General features: G+C 53.9%; 2 protein-coding genes. Both read left to right on the plus strand.

Annotated elements, in window-relative coordinates:
• The first annotated feature begins 138 nt into the window (after positions 1 to 138).
• Positions 139 to 786, plus strand: coding sequence for a hypothetical protein (locus tag VE26_RS18170; protein WP_160297865.1), 648 nt, complete (start codon positions 139 to 141; stop codon positions 784 to 786).
• Positions 783 to 1,068: hypothetical protein (locus VE26_RS17815; RefSeq protein WP_200897278.1), on the plus strand; the 286-nt coding region annotated here is incomplete at its 3' end. The genes VE26_RS18170 and VE26_RS17815, both read left to right, overlap by 4 nt.

Genomic DNA, 1,068 nt, shown 5'->3' on the forward strand with positions numbered 1-1,068 from the left:
AAGAGGGGAAAGGGAGGGGAAGAAAAGGAGAAAAGTGGAGGGGAAAGGAGGAAGAGGGAACAGAGAAGAAGAGGGAGGGAAAGGGCAACATAATGCGGGACAGAAAGCAGGGAAGGGAGAAGTGGGAAAGGGGAACAGATGAAAAGTAAAGGACAGGAAAGGAAGAGAAAGGGAAGAAGAGGAGAGAGGAAGAGAAAAGGGGAAGGAAAGAGGGAAAGAAAAGGACGTGGAAGAAAGAGAGGGAAAGGAAGAGGAGGAAAGAAAAAGAAGAAAAAGGCGTGGAAGAGAGGAGAGAAGGGGAGAAGGACAAGGATAACGGCAAGGGAGGGGAGGAAGGGGAGGGGGAGAGGGAATGAGGGGGGCAGAAGAGGAGGAGCGGAAGGGGAAGCGGGAGGCGGTGGGCGGAGTAGGGTGGGAAGATGGGGGAGAGGCGAGAAAGGAAGAAGGAGAGAGGGAGGGAGAGAGGAAAAGAGAGGAGAAAGAGGGGGAGGAAAGAAAGGGGAGAAAGGAGGAGGCAAGCAAGGGAGAAGAAGAGGGGGAGGAGGGGGGAGACGAAGAGAGCGAGGAGGGAGAGGGGGAAGGAGGGGAGAGGAAGGGGAGGAAGGAGGGAGGGAAGGAGGCAGTAAGAGAAAGGGAGAAGGGGGAAGAAGGGAGAGGGGAGAGGAGAGAAAGAGAGAAGTGAAAAGGGAAGGAGAAAGGAGAAGGAGAAGGGAGGGAAGAAGAGAAAGGGGGAGAGGAGAGGGAGAAGAAGAAGAGGAAGGAAGGAGGAGAAGAGGAAGAGAGTGAAACGGAAAGGGGGAGAGAGAAGGAGAGAAGGAGGGAGGAAGGGAAAGGAAGAGGGGGGAGGGAGAGAGAGAGGAGTGAAGAGAGGGGAAAGAGAGAAAGAGAAGAGAAGAAGAGAAGAGAGAAAAGGAAAAGGAGAAAAAAGAGAACAAAAGAAGGAGTATCGACGGCAGCGTCAGAGGGGTATAAGAGACAGGGCAAAGGGTCGAGTTAGAGGAAAAGACCGGAATGAACAAAGAGAAGCGGGGGGGAGGGATGGGGTGGGGGTGAGCCAGAATATAGGGG

Origin of the sequence: Devosia chinhatensis (genome assembly GCF_000969445.1) — a bacterium.
Classification (GTDB): Bacteria; Pseudomonadota; Alphaproteobacteria; order Rhizobiales; family Devosiaceae; genus Devosia; species Devosia chinhatensis.

Coding starts and splice junctions, on each gene's coding strand:
- VE26_RS18170 (WP_160297865.1), top strand. CDS start 139: ATGAAAAGTAAAGGACAGGAAAGGAAGAGAAAGGGAAGAAGAGGAGAG.